Below are 14,842 nucleotides of genomic sequence, written 5' to 3'. Positions count from 1 at the left end.
TGGCGACAACGTGACGATCACGGTGAAGCTGATCGCCCCGATCGCCATGGAAGAAGGCCTGCGCTTTGCCATCCGCGAAGGCGGCAAGACCGTGGGCGCCGGCGTCGTCGCCAAGATCATGGAGTAATCGGCCATGTCGACCAAACAGAAAATCCGCATCCGCCTCAAGGCGTTCGATTACAAGCTGATCGACCAGTCCGCTGCCGAGATCGTTGACACTGCCAAGCGCACCGGTGCCATCGTCAAGGGTCCCGTGCCCCTGCCGACGCGCATGAAGCGTTTCGACATCCTGCGCTCGCCGCACGTCAACAAGACCAGCCGCGACCAGTTCGAAATCCGCACCCACCAGCGTCTGATGGACATCGTGGACCCGACCGACAAGACGGTCGATGCCCTGATGAAGCTCGACCTGCCGGCTGGCGTGGACGTCGAGATCAAGCTGCAGTAAGCGAAAGCGGCTGCAGCCGCCCGGCAAGCGGGCGGGAATAACGCGGACTTGCCTTGACGGGCAGTCCGCGTTATACTTTCGGGCTTGCCCCAATTTCGGGGTAAGTTTCATTAACAGCTTTCACATCAAAACGTTGTCGCCAATTGCAGTGGCAGCGGTGAAGGATTTGGAGAAAAAACATGAGTCTGAGCAACTCCCTCGGGTTGCTGGGCCGCAAGGTGGGCATGATGCGTCTGTTCACCGATGACGGGGACGCAGTGCCTGTCACGGTGGTGGATGTGTCCAACAACCGTGTGACCCAGATCAAAACCGAAGAGAACGACGGCTACGTGGCCTTGCAGGTCACGTTCGGTTCGCGCAAGGCATCGCGCGTTCTCAAGCCGCAAGCCGGCCACCTCGCCAAGGCGGGTGTCGAAGCCGGTGAAATCATCCGTGAATTCCGCGTCGCTGCCGACACCGCTGCCCAGTACAAGGCCGGCGCTACCGTCCAGGTGGCTTCGCTTTTCGCTGCTGGCCAGAAAGTGGACGTGCAAGGCACCTCCATCGGCAAGGGCTTCACGGGCACGATCAAGCGCCACAACTTCAGTTCGCAACGCGCCTCCCACGGTAACAGCCGCTCGCACAACGTGCCCGGCTCGATCTCCATGGCGCAGGATCCGGGCCGTGTGTTCCCGGGCAAGCGCATGTCCGGCCATCTGGGCGACGTCACCGTCACCACCCAGAACCTGGACGTGATCCGCGTGGACGAAGCCCGTCAGCTGCTGCTCATCAAGGGCGCAGTTCCCGGCTCCAAGGGCGGTTTCGTCACCGTGCGGCCCGCCATCAAGGCGACCAAGAAAGAAGGGGCGAACTGATGCAGCTCGAACTCCTGAACGAACAGGGCCAGGCCTCGTCGAAGTTCGACGCGCCGGAAACCGTGTTCGGCCGTGAATACAACGAAGATCTGGTGCACCAGATCGTGGTCGCCTTCCAGGCCAATGCCCGCCAGGGCACCCGTGCCCAGAAGGACCGCGAGCAGGTCAAGCACTCGACCAAGAAGCCTTTCAAGCAAAAGGGAACGGGCCGTGCCCGTGCCGGTATGACCTCCTCGCCACTGTGGCGTGGCGGTGGCCGCATCTTCCCGAACAGCCCGGAAGAAAACTTCACCCAGAAGATCAACAAGAAGATGTACCGCGCCGGCATGGCGTCCATCCTCTCGCAGCTGGCGCGCGAAGGTCGCCTGGCCGTGGTTGACTCGCTGACGGTGGATTCGCCCAAGACCAAGGCGCTGGCCGCCAAGTTCAAGGCGATGAACCTCGAATCCGTGCTCGTGATCGCCGAGGAAGTCGACGAGAACCTGTACCTGGCCTCGCGCAACCTGGTGAACGTGCTCGTCGTCGAGCCGCGTTACGCCGACCCGCTGTCGCTGGTGCACTACAAGAAGGTGCTGGTCACCAAGGGTGCCGTCGACAAGCTCAAGGAGATGTTCGCATGAGCACGCCCAAGTTTGACGAAGGCCGCCTGATGCAGGTGCTCGTCGGTCCGATCGTGTCCGAAAAGGCCACGATGGTTGCCGAAAAGAGCAACGCGGTCACTTTCAAGGTGCTGCAGGACGCGACCAAGCCTGAAATCAAGGCCGCTGTGGAATTGATGTTCAAGGTCGAGGTCAAGGGCGTCTCTGTGGTGAACACCAAGGGCAAGACCAAGCGCTTCGGCCGCTCGGTGGGCCGTCGCGACAACGTTCGCAAGGCCTACGTGACGCTCAAGCCCGGTCAAGAGCTGAACCTGTCCGGAGAGGCTGCTTAATCATGGCTATCATCAAGATGAAACCGACCTCGCCCGGCCAGCGCGCCGTGGTCAAGGTCTCGCGTGATCACCTGTACAAGGGCGATCCGTACGCGCCGCTGCTGGAGCCCCAATTCCAGAAGGCCGGCCGCAACAACAATGGCCACATCACCACCCGTCACAAGGGCGGTGGCCACAAGCATCACTACCGTGTTGTGGACTTCGTCCGCAACAAGGACGGCATCCCTGCCAAGGTGGAGCGCATCGAGTACGACCCGAACCGCACGGCCCACATCGCCCTCGTGGTGTATGCCGACGGCGAGCGCCGCTACATCATCGCCCCGCGCGGCCTGGAAGTCGGTGCAACGCTGCTGTCCGGCGCTGAAGCGCCGATCCGCGCCGGCAACACCCTGCCGATCCGCAACATCCCCGTGGGTTCGACCATTCACGCCATCGAGCTGCAAGTCGGCAAGGGTGCGCAGATCGCCCGCTCGGCAGGTGCTTCGGCCACGCTGCTGGCTCGTGAAGGCACGTACGCCCAGGTTCGCCTGCGCTCGGGTGAAGTCCGCAAGGTGCACATCGAGTGCCGCGCCACCATCGGTGAAGTCGCCAACGAAGAACACAGCCTGCGCCAGCTCGGCAAGGCCGGTGTGAAGCGCTGGATGGGCATCCGCCCGACCGTGCGCGGTGTCGCCATGAACCCGATCGACCACCCGCACGGTGGTGGTGAAGGCCGTACCGGCGAAGGCCGTCACGCTGTTGACCCCTGGGGCAATCTGACCAAGGGCTACCGTACCCGCAACAACAAGCGCACGCAGGTCATGATCGTGTCGCGCCGCAAGAAGTAAGGGATAGCCAATGACTCGCTCTCTCAAAAAGGGTCCGTTTGTTGACCATCACCTCGTGGCCAAGGCCGACAAGGCCGTGACGACCAAGGACAAGAAGCCGATCAAGACCTGGTCGCGCCGCTCGATGATCCTGCCCGAGTTCATCGGCCTGACCATCGCGGTGCACAACGGCAAGCAACACGTGCCTGTGTACGTGACCGACCAGATGGTCGGCCACAAGCTCGGCGAGTTCGCCCTGACCCGTACGTTCAAGGGTCACCCGGCGGACAAAAAAGTCGTGAAGAAATAAGGATCTGACATGGAAACCCGTGCAACTCTTCGTGGCGTGCGTTTGTCTGTCGACAAAGGCCGTCTCATTGCCGACCTGATCCGTGGCAAGAAGGTCGACCAGGCCCTCAACATTCTCCAGTTCACGCCCAAGAAGGCGGCCGTGATCGTGAAGAAGGTTCTGGAGTCCGCCATCGCCAACGCCGAACACAACGACGGTGCCGATATCGACGAACTGAAGGTCAAGACCATCTACGTCGAACAAGGTGCGACGCTCAAGCGCTTCACTGCCCGCGCCAAGGGCCGTGGCAACCGCATCAGCAAGCCCACGTGCCACGTGTACGTGACGGTCGGCAACTAAAAGGCCTGGAAAGACTATGGGACAGAAAATCCATCCTACCGGCTTCCGCCTTTCGGTGAGCCGCAACTGGGCCAGCCGCTGGTACGCGAGCAACCGTGACTTCGCCGGCATGCTGGCCGAAGACATCAAGGTGCGCGAGTACCTGAAGGCCAAGCTCAAGAACGCCGCCGTTTCGCGCGTGCTGATCGAGCGCCCTGCCAAGAACGCCCGCATCACGATCTTCTCCGCCCGTCCGGGCGTGGTGATCGGCAAGAAGGGCGAAGACATCGAGAACCTGAAGAAGGAACTCGCACAACGCCTGGGCGTGCCGGTCGCCGTGAACATCGAGGAAGTGCGCAAGCCCGAAATCGATGCCCAACTGATCGCCGACAGCATCACCCAGCAGCTCGAGAAGCGCATCATGTTCCGCCGCGCCATGAAGCGCGCCATGCAGAACGCCATGCGTCTGGGTGCCCAGGGCATCAAGATCATGTCTGCCGGCCGCCTGAATGGCATCGAAATCGCCCGTACCGAGTGGTACCGCGAAGGCCGCGTGCCGCTTCACACCCTGCGTGCCGACATCGACTATGGCTTCTCCGAAGCCAAGACCACCTATGGCGTCATCGGCGTCAAGGTGTGGGTCTACAAGGGCGATACGCTGGGCCGCAACGATCTGCCCGCAGCCGTCGAGCCGCGCGCTGAAGAAGAGCGCCGTCCCCGCGGCCCGCGTCGCGATGGCCGCCCGGGCGACCGCCCGGCTGGCGACCGCCGTGGCGGTCCCCGTCGTCCGACCGGCACCAATGCCGCGCCGGCCGATGGCAGTGACAAACCCGCAGAGGCCACGGGAGCCGATGCACCGAAAACCGCCGTTAAGCGCGTCCGCAAGGTAGCCGCGCCAGCTGCAGCAGCTGACGGCGCCAAGACCGAGTAACCGGTCGCTCATCACGGAGTAGAAAAATGCTGCAACCCGCTCGCAGAAAATTCCGCAAGGAACAGAAGGGCCGCAACACTGGCATCGCAACCCGGGGCAACTCGGTGGCGTTCGGTGATTTCGGCCTGAAGTCCACCGACCGTGGCCGTCTGACGGCCCGCCAGATCGAAGCCGCACGCCGTGCGATTTCCCGTCACGTGAAGCGTGGCGGCCGTATCTGGATTCGCGTGTTCCCCGACAAGCCGATTTCCCAGAAGCCCGCAGAAGTGCGCATGGGTAACGGCAAGGGCAACCCCGAGTACTACGTGGCTGAAATCCAGCCCGGCAAGGTGCTGTACGAAATCGTGGGCGTGCCCGAAGACCTGGCGCGCGAGGCATTCCGCCTGGCCGCTGCCAAGCTGCCGCTTCGCACCACGTTTGTTGCCCGTCAAATCGGCGCTTGATCAGGAGAAGACCTATGTCCAAAGCCACTGAACAACTGCGCCAGAAAGACGTCGCCGGCCTGCAGGCCGAAGTGAAGGACCTGCAAAAGGCCCACTTCAACCTGCGCATGCAGAAAGCCACGCAACAGCTGGGCAATACCGGCCAGCTGCGCGTGACCCGCCGCAGCATCGCCCGCGCCAAAACCATCCTTGCCCAAAAGCAAGCCGCCAAGTAAGGAGCACACATGACGGAAGCTAAAAAATCCCTCAAGCGCACCTTGATTGGCAAGGTGGTCAGCGACAAGCGCGCCAAGACGGTCACGGTGCTCGTCGAGCGCCGCGTCAAGCACGAGCTGTACGGCAAGATCGTTGCCCGTTCCAGCAAGTACCACGCCCACGACGAAAAGGGCGAGTACAAGATGGGCGACATGATCGAGATCACGGAAAGCCGTCCGATCTCCAAGACGAAGAACTGGATCGCCACGCGTCTGGTCGAAAAGGCAATCGTCGTCTGAGCTGCACGGCACTACTGCTGCAACGCTTCTGGAAACGGCCCACAATGTGGGTCGTTTTCTTTTTTGGAGCTCAAGATGATCAAAGTCGGTGACAAACTGCCTGCGGCAACCCTGATGGAATACTCGGAAGTCGAGGGCGAGGGCTGCAGCATCGGGCCGAATCCGGTGGACGTCAGCAAGTCGGCGGCAGGCAAGACGATTGCGCTGTTTGCCCTGCCGGGTGCATACACGCCCACCTGTTCCGCCAAGCACGTACCCGGCTATGTCGAAAAGTTCGATGAGCTGAAGGCGGCAGGCGTGGACGAAATCTGGTGTGTGAGCGTGAACGACGCATTCGTCATGGGCGCTTGGGCACGTGAACAGAAGACGGACGGCAAGGTGCGCATGCTGGGCGATGGCAGCGCCGAATTCGCCAAGGCGACGGGCCTGACACTGGATTTGACGGCCCGCGGCATGGGTCTGCGCAGCAACCGCTACTCGATGCTGGTCAAGGACGGCGAGGTCGTCAGCCTGAATGTCGAGGCGCCCGGCAAGTTCGAAGTGAGCGACGCCGGGACCATGCTCGCACAGGTCAAGGCCTGAACGAGGGTGGGGCCCGGACGGGCTGCCTGTCAAAGATCTGCTTTGAGGTAGTGAGCGCCAGCTATCGGGTTGTGATAGTACGGCGGCACTTCCTCAAAGCCCAATTCTTCATACAGGGCGCGGGCGGATTCCATATCGTCCAGCGTGTCGAGCAGCACACTGGCATAGCCGGCCTGCCGCGCTGCATCCAGGATGGCTTCCGCCAGCTGTCGGCCCAGACCGAAGCCGCGAAACGCCTTGCGCACGTATAGACGTTTCATCTCGCACGCGTTCGGGTAGTCGACGTTGTCCATCGCGCGTAGCGCGCAGCATCCAGCGACGTCGCCATCCACCATCGCCAGCAGTAGCGCACCACGTGGATGTGAGTAGTCACCAGGCAAGGCGTGCAACTCTTCCTCGAAGCCCTGGAAGCCGAGATCGATACCCAGCGAGTTGGCGTACTCGCGGAAAATCTCGCGCGTGGCCTCGAGTTCCGCGGTCGTGCCAGGAACGAGAAGTCGGATGGTTGGAGAAGACACTGACCCCAGTGTAGCGGCCGAATCAGCCGCCGGTCCAGCGCACCATGCCCCAGACGGCGCCGCCGCAAAGCGCAAAAATCACCAGTGCCAGCAAACGCGATCGGGCGTCATCGCGCGCGGGTTGCACCTGCACTTCAAGCGGCTTGTCACCCGTGAGCATGGCTGCCGTGAGATTCCTTTTCTTGATCAGCAGATAGAACAGGACGGCCGCCACATGGAGGCCGACAAGCCCCGCCAGCAGCCATTGCCCGATGTCCTTGTGATAACGGGTCGCGGCGTCGACCGTGTCGCTGGACGCAAATTGCGCAAGCGGCCCTGCGAAGGAGATGGCATCGTCGCTCAGCATGCCCGTGCCCACTTGCGCAAGCAGGATCAGCAGCAAGGCGAACACGGACAGTGCGCCGGTTGGCGAATGGCCCGCTGCATGGGCCGGATCGCCGCGCCCCGCGAGCTGGCGGAAAGCGGCAGCAGGCGAATGGATGAAACTCGAGAAGCGTGACCAGCGCCCGCCCGCGAAACCCCAGACCAGCCGGAACAGCAGCAAGGCGAGCACCGCGTAGCCGAGCCGGAAATGCCAAAGCATGACGCCCGTGTAGGCTGTGACGAACAGGCCGACGCCGCAGAAGACGAGCGCCCAGTGGAAAAGGCGCGTGGGCAGGTCCCAGATGCGGGTTTTTGTTTGCATTGTCATTTCCCTCGTGGAGACTCATCGTGGCACGCTTGGGCGTGGGTGCGCAATTAGGCAGGGTTTCGTGATTTTGGTTCCAGACTGAACTTTTTGCGCACAGGCATACTCCTCAGCCAAGGCAGTCCCACAAACCCACGAAGGAAAAAAATCGATGAATGCAATTGCCTCCCTGGCCTTGGCTGCAGCAGCAGTCAGCCTGTCTGCACCGGTCTTTGCGCAGTTCGCCAACCCGCAGGACGCGATCAAACATCGCCAGTCCACGCTGAAGGAAATGCAGCAGAACTTCGCTCGCGTTGCCGGCATGGCCAATGGCCGCTTCCCGTTCGATGCAGCGGAAGCCGCTGAAAAGTCGCAGAAGGCGGCGGATCTGATCAAGCTGCCGTGGACCGGATTCGGTCCGGGCACCGAGGGAGGCAAGGCCAAGCCGGAAATCTGGAAGGAACAGGCGAAGTTCAAGGAACTGGCCGACGCCTCCATTGCCGAAATGGGCAAGCTGGCCGCCGTTGCCAAGACGGGCAATCTGGACAGCATCAAGGCCTCCGTTGGCACGACGGGTGCTTCGTGCAAGGCCTGCCACGACGCGTTCCGCAACTGAACGCGCCGAACTGGGCGCGTCCATCAGACAGAAAAAGCCGGCATCCGCCGGCTTTTTCTTTGGGCAATGAAGCAGGGCGCGTCAGGTCTCGGCCAGGAGCTTCTCTATCAGCTGGTGCAGTTCACCGAAGTCGGGCTCGCCGACATAGCGCTTGACGATTTCCCCACGCTTGTTGACGACGTAGGTCGTCGGCGTGAGCTTCACATCGCCCCAGGCTTGCGCCACCTTGCCCGTGTTGTCGATGGCGACCTTGAAGGGCAGCTTGCGTGACTCGGCAAAGTTCACGACGTACGCCGGCGGGTCGTAGCTCATCGCCACGGCGACCGTGTCATACCCCTGACCCTTGTACTTGTCATACGTGGAGATGACCTTGGGCATCTCGGCAACGCAGGTGGTGCAGCTGGTCGCCCAGAAGTTCACCAGTGTGACCTTGCCTTTCATGTCGGCGGTGGTCTTGGTGCTCCCGTCCAGCAACACGAACGTTGACTGGGGAGCGGCCGTCGCACCGCCGGCAAAATACACGCCGGCTCCGATTGCCAATACCGCCGCTGCTGCGGCAACATACAAGACTCGTTTCATTGAGGGCCTACACCATGGATCGCCGACAGTTTAATTCCGCCACCACTTCCGCGCTTGGTTCCATGGTTCTGCTGGCTTGGCAGCAGGCCCATGCACTTTCACTGAGCGACCTGACCGATGGCGAGGCGTCGCAGGGGCTCAAGACCGCGCTGGAGAAGGGCGCCGTCGCAGCTGTCAATCTGCTCGGCAGGACAGATGGATTCCTCGGCAACGCAAAAGTTCGGATTCCGCTGCCCGGTTTCCTGGAAGATGCGTCCAGGATCCTCAAGGCCATGGGCCGGGGCCCGCAGTTGGACGAGCTCGTGACGTCCATGAATCGCGCCGCCGAATCTGCCGTACCCATGGCCAGGGACCTGCTCATCAATGCCGTGAAGACCATGAGCGTGACCGATGCAAAAAACATCCTGACCGGCGGCGACACCTCCGTGACCAGCTTCTTCGCTGAAAAAACCCGCCAGCCGCTGAGCGGCAAGTTCCTGCCCGTGGTGACCAAAGCCACCGAAAAGGTGGGCCTGGCCGCCAAATACAACCAGGTGGCCGGCAAGGCGTCGGGCTTCGGGCTCGTCCGCAAGGAAGACGCCAACATCCAGCAGTACGTGACGGGCAAGTCCCTGGATGGCCTCTATTTCGTCATCGGCGAAGAGGAAAAGAAAATCCGCCAGGATCCCGTCGGATCCGGAAGCGCGATCCTCAAGAAGGTGTTCGGCGCGATCAAATGACGCGTCCGGAACGGAACGGGCCGGGTAGGGCGCGCAGGCCTCGCCCGTCGCATTCGTCAGAACGACTTCGCGAGCTCCAGCGTCAGCAGCGATGACAGTTGGGTGCGCAGCAGATCACGGCTGACACGCGTGTTGGTGTCGCTCATCCAGCTGGCGATGGCAAAGGTGTTCGAGTCATCGGCGATCTCCAGCAGTCCGAAGTTCGGGTTGTGGCGGCGCAGGTCGAGGATGAGGTTGTCCAGTTGCTCGTCACGCACGCGCTCGTCGACGATCAGCATGTGCGGCATGTCGATTTCCACGCAGCGCACCGCCTGGCGCGCTGTGGAGACGGTGTCCACCACCAGCCCCAGCAGCCCTGCCGCGTTCTGCACTTCTGCGCGCACGAGCGAGTCGGCCGTCGCCAGCAGGATGCGGTGACCGGCCAGGGGGCGCGTGCCACTGTGCACGCTGTCGACCGAGTCTTCGCCGGTGTCCAGTTCCAGCGTGGAAAGGCCTTCAAGCTGCTTGACGGTACGTGCGAACTCCAGCGTGACATGCGCCTCGCCTTCGCCGAATTCACGCTGCAGGCTCACGCCCATCGCGCGTGCGACCTGCACCAGCAATTGCCAGTTCATCGCGTTGCCGCGCTCGGACAGGTCGATGGTTTCATGGCTCACCACGGTCTGGTTCGCCTTGACCTGCAGGATGGCATGTTCCGGCCAGTTCTTGATGGACAGGCTCACGGTGAGCCGCTGCCCGAGTTCGATGCCCCACTCAAGAGCGGCGTCGATCAGGCTGGACAGCAGCCCCGGATCGACGATCACCTCCACCGGCTTCACCGTGCGAACGAGTTCCACACCCGCAAGCTGCAAGGCTTCCATGTGGTCGCTGAGCGCATCGTCCAGGATCTTGTCCAGGTGCAGGCGCTCGTGCGACTGCCGCAGCCGACCCTCGGACAGGCGGGCGATCTGCTGGCTCTGCCGTGCGACACGGTCGGCGGAATCGATGGCACGCCGCAGCTCGCCCAGCTGGACGCGGGAAATCTTCCGCGTCTGGGTGAATTCCTCGATGATCGATTTCATCACCTGCACGGGCTCGGACAACTGCGAGCCGATGATGCCGGCGAGCGCGTAGTCGGGTTGCTCCTGGGCCGGGGCGGGCTCAGTCGGCTCCGCCGCCGGGTTGGGCGCGGGAGGGGGGGTGTAACCCACCGTCTTGCTAACCAGTTCCATCTGAATTTTTTCTCTCTGCCAACGTTCAATTTTCGCCCGAACGGGGATTCAAGCACCTGCAGCGGGCGCTGACAACCCTGTCAACGCCCGTTCGAGAGACAAGCGGGCGGTTTGTGTCAACTCTTTGGCAGTGCCAAGCATCACTCATGCCCCGTATTTGACCACCGCGGGATCGCCACCCCGACGGGCTGGGATAATCTCGCCATGCGTTGTCTCCCGGCGCTGGCATCCCTGTCCCTGACCTTGTGTCTGGCGGGCTCGCTGGCCGCGTGTTCCCCCACCTACAACTGGCGCGAAGTCCGCATGGACGGCGCGGACCTGCAGGCCTTGCTGCCCTGCAAGCCCGACCATGGCGCCCGCCGTGTGGATCTGGGCGGCAATCCTGTCGAAATGCGCATGCAGGGCTGCGAGGCAGACGGCAGCATGTTCACCATTGCGTGGGTCGACGCAGCCGATGCGGCCCGCGCGGGCCCGCTTCTTTCGCAATGGAAGACGCAGACGCTGGCAACGTTGCGTGCGACCAAGGTGCGTGACGAACCCATCGCGGTGGCGGGTGCCGATGCGGCCGTGCCGGCCACGCGCGTGGCGCTCGTCGGACAGCAGGCCGACGGCAGCGCGCTGGCAGTCCGCGTCGCCTGGTTTGCACGGGGCGCGAAAGTCATGCAGGTCATGCAGCTCACGAACGGGCCGGATCGCAAAGCCGCCGGTGAAGCCGCTGAAACCTTCTTCTCGGGTTTGAGGCTTTCATGAACACCCCCGTCTCCGCCGTGTTGTCCCGGCCCGTCGCGGTCATGGTCTTCCTGGCCTTTGCCTTCGCCTATTTCTTCTCGGCGCTGGTGCGCGGCAGCACGGCCACGCTGTCACCTGCACTCACGGCCGAATTCGGCCTCAACGCCAGAGACCTCGGGCTTCTGGCGGGCGGCTATTTCCTCGGCTTCTCGTTCACGCAGTTGCCGCTGGGCGCGTGGCTCGACCGGCACGGCCCCAAGCGCGTGGTGCTGGGCTTTCTTTTCGTGGCCGTGGCAGGCTGCGCGGCCTTCGCGCTGGCGGACAGCTTTTCCGGCCTGCTGGTTGCGCGTGTGCTCACCGGTGTTGGCGTGAGCGCCTGCCTCATGGCTCCTCTCACCGGCTACCGACGCTGGCTCACGCCTGCCGCGCAGATGCGCGCCAACTCTTGGATGCTGATGACGGGCTCGCTGGGCATGGTTGCATCCACGCTTCCGGTGCAGTGGCTCCTGCCCATCACCGGCTGGCGTCCGCTGTTCCTCGCGCTGGCAGTTTTGCTGGCGGTGTCCATGATCATCGTGGCGTGGAAGGTGCCGCGCTGGGACGTGCAGCCGCATGGCGACGCGCCAGCGGGGTACGGCGCGATCTGGCGGCACCCGTACTTCCGCAAGATGATGCCGCTGGGCTTTTTCTGCTATGGCGGCCTGCTGGCGGTGCAGACGCTCTGGGCCGTGCCGTGGATGGTGAAGGTGGCGGGCTATACGCCACTCGCCGCAGCGACGGGCCTGTTCGCCGTGAATGTCTCCATGCTCTGTACGTTCTGGACCTGGGGCATGGTGAATCCGTGGCTTGCCCGGCGCGGCATCGATGCCGACCGCCTGCTCACGTGGTGCGTGCCGGTGCATCTGTTGTGCCTGCTGGGCATCATCGTCGCGGGGCCGCGGGCGGGCGCGCTGGCCCTGGCGCTTTACTGCGTGAGCTGTACCGTCGTCGCGCAGGCACACCCCGCGGTCGGTCTGGCGTTTCCTGCGGCGCTCGCGGGGCGCGCGCTTTCGGCTTACAACCTCGTGATCTTTGTCGGCGTGTTCGCCGTGCAGTGGGGCATCGGGCTGTCGATCGACGGCTTCAAGGCCATGGGCCTGTCCGAACCGCAGGCCTTCCGCGCAGCGCTGGCGTTGCTTCTGGTCTGCTGCGTGGGCGCTTATGGCTGGTTTCTCGCGGGCAAACCGCATAATCGCGATTCATGAACGGCATTTTCATCATTGCCCATGCGCCGCTGGCCCACGCCTTGCGGCAGTGTGCGCTGCATGTGTTCCCCGACTGCGGGCGCGGTGTGCTGGCAATGGATGTACAGCCCAATGTGTCGCCCGAGGAGACGCTCTCCGCAGCGCGCATCACGATGGACCAGCTCGGCACGGACAGCACACTGGTGCTGACCGACCTGTTCGGTGCGACGCCGTGCAATGTGGCGCAGAAGCTGGTGGACGGCGTGAATTCACGCCTGATCACCGGAGTGAATCTCCCGATGCTGCTGCGTACCGTGAGTTATCGCCACGAGTCGCTCGAGGCGCTCGTGCAACGTGCCGTGGTGGGCGGCACGCAGGGGGTGATGCAGGTGGCGATCACCGCACCCCAGAACCAGGCCAGACGAAAGAATGATCAGAACATCTACGACCATCAGCAATAAGCTGGGCCTGCATGCCCGGGCTTCGGCCAAGCTGACCAAGCTGGCCGGCTCATTCCCGTGTGAAGTGTGGATCGCGCGCGGCGAGCGCCGCGTCAATGCCAAGAGCATCATGGGCGTGATGATGCTGGCCGCGGGCATCGGCACGCAAGTCGAGCTGGAGACCAGCGGCGAACGCGAGCAGGAAGCGATGGATGCATTGCTCGCGCTGATCGGCGACAAGTTCGGCGAAGGCGAGTGACGCGATGACCTTCGCTGTCCACGGCCTTCCTGTCGCGCGCGGCGTCGCCATCGGGCGCGCCGTGATCGTGGCATCGAGCCGCGTGGACGTGGCGCACTATTTCATCGAGCCGCACCAGGTCGAGTCCGAAGTCATGCGCGTGCGCACCGCGCGCAACGCAGTGGTCGAGGAAATCCAGCGGCTGCAGGAAGACATGCCGCGCGATGCGCCGCCCGAGCTCACCGCGCTGCTGGATGTGCATCTCATGCTCCTGCAGGACAAGGAGATGGAGAACGGCGTCAAGCACTGGGTGAGCGAGCGGCTTTACAACGCCGAATGGGCCCTGACGACGCAACTCGAGGTGATCGCCCGCCAGTTCGACGAGATGGAGGACGAGTACCTGCGCGAACGCAAGGCCGACCTCGAGCAGGTGGTCGAACGCATCCTGCGCCACATGAAGGGGGCAGCGCTTCCCGTGGTCGCCACGCCGCGCCGAAGGACCCAGCAGGACCTGCTGCTGGACGACACGGTCGACGTGCCGCTGGTTCTGATCGCCCACGACCTCTCGCCGGCCGACATGCTGCAGTTCAAGCAGAGCGTGTTTGCCGGCTTCGTGACCGATGTGGGCGGCAAGACTTCGCACACCGCGATCGTCGCGCGCAGCATGGACATCCCTGCCGTGGTGGGTGCGCGGCTGGCGAGCCAGCTGGTGCGGCAGGACGACTGGGTCATCATAGACGGCGATGCCGGTGTGGTGATCGTCGATCCGTCGGCGATCATCCTCGCCGAATACGGCTTCAAGCAACGGCAGGGCGAAGTCGAGCGCGAGCGCCTTTCGCGGCTGCGCCACACGCCCGCCGTCACGCTGGACGGCCAGCACGTGGAATTGCTCGCCAACATCGAGATGCCCGACGACGCGACGGCGGCCGTCAAGGCCGGCGCCCAGGGCGTAGGCCTGTTCCGCAGCGAATTCCTGTTCATGGGCCGCAGCGGCAACCTGCCGGGCGAGGAGGAGCAGTACCAGGCCTACCGTCGCGCCGTCGAGGGCATGCAGGGCCTGCCCGTCACCATCCGTACCGTGGACGTCGGTGCCGACAAGCCGCTGGACCGCGCCCTCAAGGAAGAGGCGCACCTGAATCCGGCGCTCGGCCTGCGCGCGATCCGCTGGAGCCTGGCAGATCCGGCCATGTTCCTCGACCAGTTGCGCGCCATCCTGCGGGCGGCGGCGCACGGTCCGGTTCACATGCTCATCCCCATGCTGGCGCACGGTGTGGAGATCCGTCAGACGATCGCGTTGATCGAGCAGGCCCGTGCCGACCTGAAGGCGCGGGGCATCGCCTTCGGCGACGTGAAGCTGGGCGCGATGATCGAAATCCCGGCTGCGGCACTCACGCTCAAGCTGTTCCTCAAGTACTTCGATTTCCTCTCGGTCGGCACGAACGACCTGATCCAGTACACGCTGGCCATCGACCGTGCCGACGAATCGGTCGCGCACCTGTACGACCCGCTGCATCCGGCCGTGCTGCGCCTGCTCGCCGACACGATCGCCGAATGCAATGCGCAGGGCAAGGGCGTGAGCGTCTGCGGCGAAATGGCGGGTGACATCGCGCTCACGCGCCTGCTGCTCGGTCTCGGCCTGCGCAGCTTTTCGATGCACCCGGCGCAGATCCTGGCGGTGAAGCAGGAAGTCCTGCGCGCTGACACGTCGCGCCTGGCCGGCTGGGCGCAGCAGGTGCTGCACGCGGAAGAGCCGTCGCTGATGCTGACGGAGTGAGCGGCCACCGG

23 protein-coding genes and 1 pseudogene are annotated in these 14,842 nt (G+C 63.6%); 20 read left to right on the top strand and 4 right to left on the bottom strand.

Annotated features, from left to right (window positions below; all coding sequences use genetic code 11):
- The 13 genes and pseudogenes from tuf to ACO2Q9_RS07390 form a co-directional block, all read left to right on the top strand.
- Positions 1-127 (top strand): annotated as a pseudogene (gene tuf, locus ACO2Q9_RS07450) (elongation factor Tu); the annotation flags it as partial.
- A gap of 6 nt (positions 128-133) precedes the next feature.
- On the top strand, positions 134-448 hold the full coding sequence (gene rpsJ / locus ACO2Q9_RS07445; RefSeq protein WP_019575636.1) for a 30S ribosomal protein S10: 315 nt from the start codon (positions 134-136) through the stop codon (positions 446-448).
- Positions 449-627: 179 nt separating this feature from the next.
- Positions 628-1,302 carry a 50S ribosomal protein L3 gene (gene rplC, locus ACO2Q9_RS07440; protein WP_423309846.1) on the top strand — a complete coding sequence of 225 codons (675 nt, stop codon included), beginning with the start codon at positions 628-630 and terminating at the stop codon, positions 1,300-1,302.
- Complete coding sequence (rplD, locus tag ACO2Q9_RS07435; RefSeq protein ID WP_423309844.1) at positions 1,302-1,922, top strand: 50S ribosomal protein L4; 621 nt, start codon at positions 1,302-1,304, stop codon at positions 1,920-1,922. The genes rplC and rplD overlap by 1 nt, the downstream gene beginning before the upstream one ends.
- Positions 1,919-2,233, top strand: coding sequence for a 50S ribosomal protein L23 (gene rplW / locus ACO2Q9_RS07430; RefSeq protein WP_423309842.1), 315 nt, complete (start codon positions 1,919-1,921; stop codon positions 2,231-2,233). The genes rplD and rplW overlap by 4 nt, the downstream gene beginning before the upstream one ends.
- 2 nt (positions 2,234-2,235) lie before the next feature.
- Positions 2,236-3,060, top strand: a complete 825-nt coding sequence (gene rplB / locus ACO2Q9_RS07425; protein WP_423309840.1) for a 50S ribosomal protein L2 — start codon at positions 2,236-2,238, stop codon at positions 3,058-3,060.
- Between the two features lie 10 nt (positions 3,061-3,070).
- Positions 3,071-3,349, top strand: coding sequence for a 30S ribosomal protein S19 (gene rpsS, locus ACO2Q9_RS07420; RefSeq protein ID WP_423309838.1), 279 nt, complete (start codon positions 3,071-3,073; stop codon positions 3,347-3,349).
- A 9-nt stretch (positions 3,350-3,358) separates the two neighbouring features.
- Entirely contained in the window at positions 3,359-3,688 is a 330-nt protein-coding gene (gene rplV, locus ACO2Q9_RS07415) for a 50S ribosomal protein L22 (protein ID WP_423309836.1), read from the top strand.
- Positions 3,689-3,704: 16 nt separating this feature from the next.
- Positions 3,705-4,598 carry a 30S ribosomal protein S3 gene (rpsC, locus tag ACO2Q9_RS07410; RefSeq protein WP_423309834.1) on the top strand — a complete coding sequence of 298 codons (894 nt, stop codon included), beginning with the start codon at positions 3,705-3,707 and terminating at the stop codon, positions 4,596-4,598.
- Positions 4,599-4,624: 26 nt separating this feature from the next.
- Positions 4,625-5,041: a 50S ribosomal protein L16 gene (rplP, locus tag ACO2Q9_RS07405; protein ID WP_423309832.1), complete on the top strand. Its 417-nt coding sequence runs from the start codon at positions 4,625-4,627 to the stop codon at positions 5,039-5,041.
- Between the two features lie 14 nt (positions 5,042-5,055).
- Positions 5,056-5,256 carry a 50S ribosomal protein L29 gene (gene rpmC, locus ACO2Q9_RS07400; protein ID WP_423309830.1) on the top strand — a complete coding sequence of 67 codons (201 nt, stop codon included), beginning with the start codon at positions 5,056-5,058 and terminating at the stop codon, positions 5,254-5,256.
- Positions 5,257-5,265: 9 nt separating this feature from the next.
- Positions 5,266-5,535 carry a 30S ribosomal protein S17 gene (gene rpsQ, locus ACO2Q9_RS07395; RefSeq protein ID WP_423309828.1) on the top strand — a complete coding sequence of 90 codons (270 nt, stop codon included), beginning with the start codon at positions 5,266-5,268 and terminating at the stop codon, positions 5,533-5,535.
- A 75-nt stretch (positions 5,536-5,610) separates the two neighbouring features.
- Entirely contained in the window at positions 5,611-6,117 is a 507-nt protein-coding gene (locus ACO2Q9_RS07390; protein ID WP_423309826.1) for a peroxiredoxin, read from the top strand.
- Between the two features lie 29 nt (positions 6,118-6,146).
- Here ACO2Q9_RS07390 and ACO2Q9_RS07385 read toward each other — a convergent pair whose 3' ends face one another.
- The gene (locus ACO2Q9_RS07385) at positions 6,147-6,635 is read right to left on the bottom strand and encodes a GNAT family N-acetyltransferase (RefSeq protein WP_423309824.1); all 489 of its coding nucleotides are present in this window, start codon (positions 6,633-6,635) and stop codon (positions 6,147-6,149) included.
- Positions 6,636-6,657: 22 nt separating this feature from the next.
- Positions 6,658-7,320 (bottom strand): cytochrome b/b6 domain-containing protein, encoded by a 663-nt coding sequence (locus ACO2Q9_RS07380; protein WP_423309822.1) that lies wholly within the window; start codon positions 7,318-7,320, stop codon positions 6,658-6,660.
- Between the two features lie 154 nt (positions 7,321-7,474).
- Here ACO2Q9_RS07380 and ACO2Q9_RS07375 point away from each other — a divergent pair, with 154 nt between their 5' ends.
- Entirely contained in the window at positions 7,475-7,918 is a 444-nt protein-coding gene (locus tag ACO2Q9_RS07375) for a c-type cytochrome (RefSeq protein WP_423309820.1), read from the top strand.
- Between the two features lie 81 nt (positions 7,919-7,999).
- On the opposite strand, the gene ACO2Q9_RS07370 is transcribed toward ACO2Q9_RS07375, so the two are convergent.
- Positions 8,000-8,497 (bottom strand): TlpA disulfide reductase family protein, encoded by a 498-nt coding sequence (locus ACO2Q9_RS07370; RefSeq protein WP_423309818.1) that lies wholly within the window; start codon positions 8,495-8,497, stop codon positions 8,000-8,002.
- A gap of 14 nt (positions 8,498-8,511) precedes the next feature.
- On the opposite strand from ACO2Q9_RS07370, the gene ACO2Q9_RS07365 reads away from it, so the two are divergent.
- The gene (locus ACO2Q9_RS07365; protein ID WP_423309970.1) at positions 8,512-9,216 is read left to right on the top strand and encodes a DUF4197 domain-containing protein; all 705 of its coding nucleotides are present in this window, start codon (positions 8,512-8,514) and stop codon (positions 9,214-9,216) included.
- 56 nt (positions 9,217-9,272) lie between these two features.
- On the opposite strand, the gene ACO2Q9_RS07360 is transcribed toward ACO2Q9_RS07365, so the two are convergent.
- A complete protein-coding gene (locus ACO2Q9_RS07360) occupies positions 9,273-10,427 on the bottom strand; it encodes a hypothetical protein (protein ID WP_423309816.1) in 1,155 nt (384 codons plus the stop codon).
- A 204-nt stretch (positions 10,428-10,631) separates the two neighbouring features.
- On the opposite strand from ACO2Q9_RS07360, the gene ACO2Q9_RS07355 reads away from it, so the two are divergent.
- Genes ACO2Q9_RS07355 through ptsP form a run of 5 tightly spaced genes read left to right on the top strand, consistent with a single transcriptional unit; the run spans position 10,632 to position 14,831 of the window.
- Complete coding sequence (locus ACO2Q9_RS07355; RefSeq protein ID WP_423309814.1) at positions 10,632-11,177, top strand: hypothetical protein; 546 nt, start codon at positions 10,632-10,634, stop codon at positions 11,175-11,177.
- Positions 11,174-12,400 (top strand): MFS transporter, encoded by a 1,227-nt coding sequence (locus ACO2Q9_RS07350; RefSeq protein ID WP_423309812.1) that lies wholly within the window; start codon positions 11,174-11,176, stop codon positions 12,398-12,400. Before ACO2Q9_RS07355 ends, ACO2Q9_RS07350 begins: the two co-directional genes overlap by 4 nt.
- Positions 12,397-12,840 (top strand): PTS sugar transporter subunit IIA, encoded by a 444-nt coding sequence (locus ACO2Q9_RS07345; protein ID WP_423309810.1) that lies wholly within the window; start codon positions 12,397-12,399, stop codon positions 12,838-12,840. The genes ACO2Q9_RS07350 and ACO2Q9_RS07345 overlap by 4 nt, the downstream gene beginning before the upstream one ends.
- Positions 12,809-13,078: an HPr family phosphocarrier protein gene (locus ACO2Q9_RS07340; protein WP_423309808.1), complete on the top strand. Its 270-nt coding sequence runs from the start codon at positions 12,809-12,811 to the stop codon at positions 13,076-13,078. Before ACO2Q9_RS07345 ends, ACO2Q9_RS07340 begins: the two co-directional genes overlap by 32 nt.
- Positions 13,079-13,082: 4 nt before the next feature.
- Complete coding sequence (gene ptsP, locus ACO2Q9_RS07335; protein ID WP_423309806.1) at positions 13,083-14,831, top strand: phosphoenolpyruvate--protein phosphotransferase; 1,749 nt, start codon at positions 13,083-13,085, stop codon at positions 14,829-14,831.
- Positions 14,832-14,842 lie beyond the last annotated feature (11 nt).

Source organism: Variovorax sp. VNK109 (genome assembly GCF_049445855.1).
GTDB lineage: Bacteria > Pseudomonadota > Gammaproteobacteria > Burkholderiales > Burkholderiaceae_C > JAGOCV01.
The sequence above is the reverse complement of the archived record's forward strand: the minus strand, read 5'-3'. Positions and strand labels throughout refer to the sequence as shown.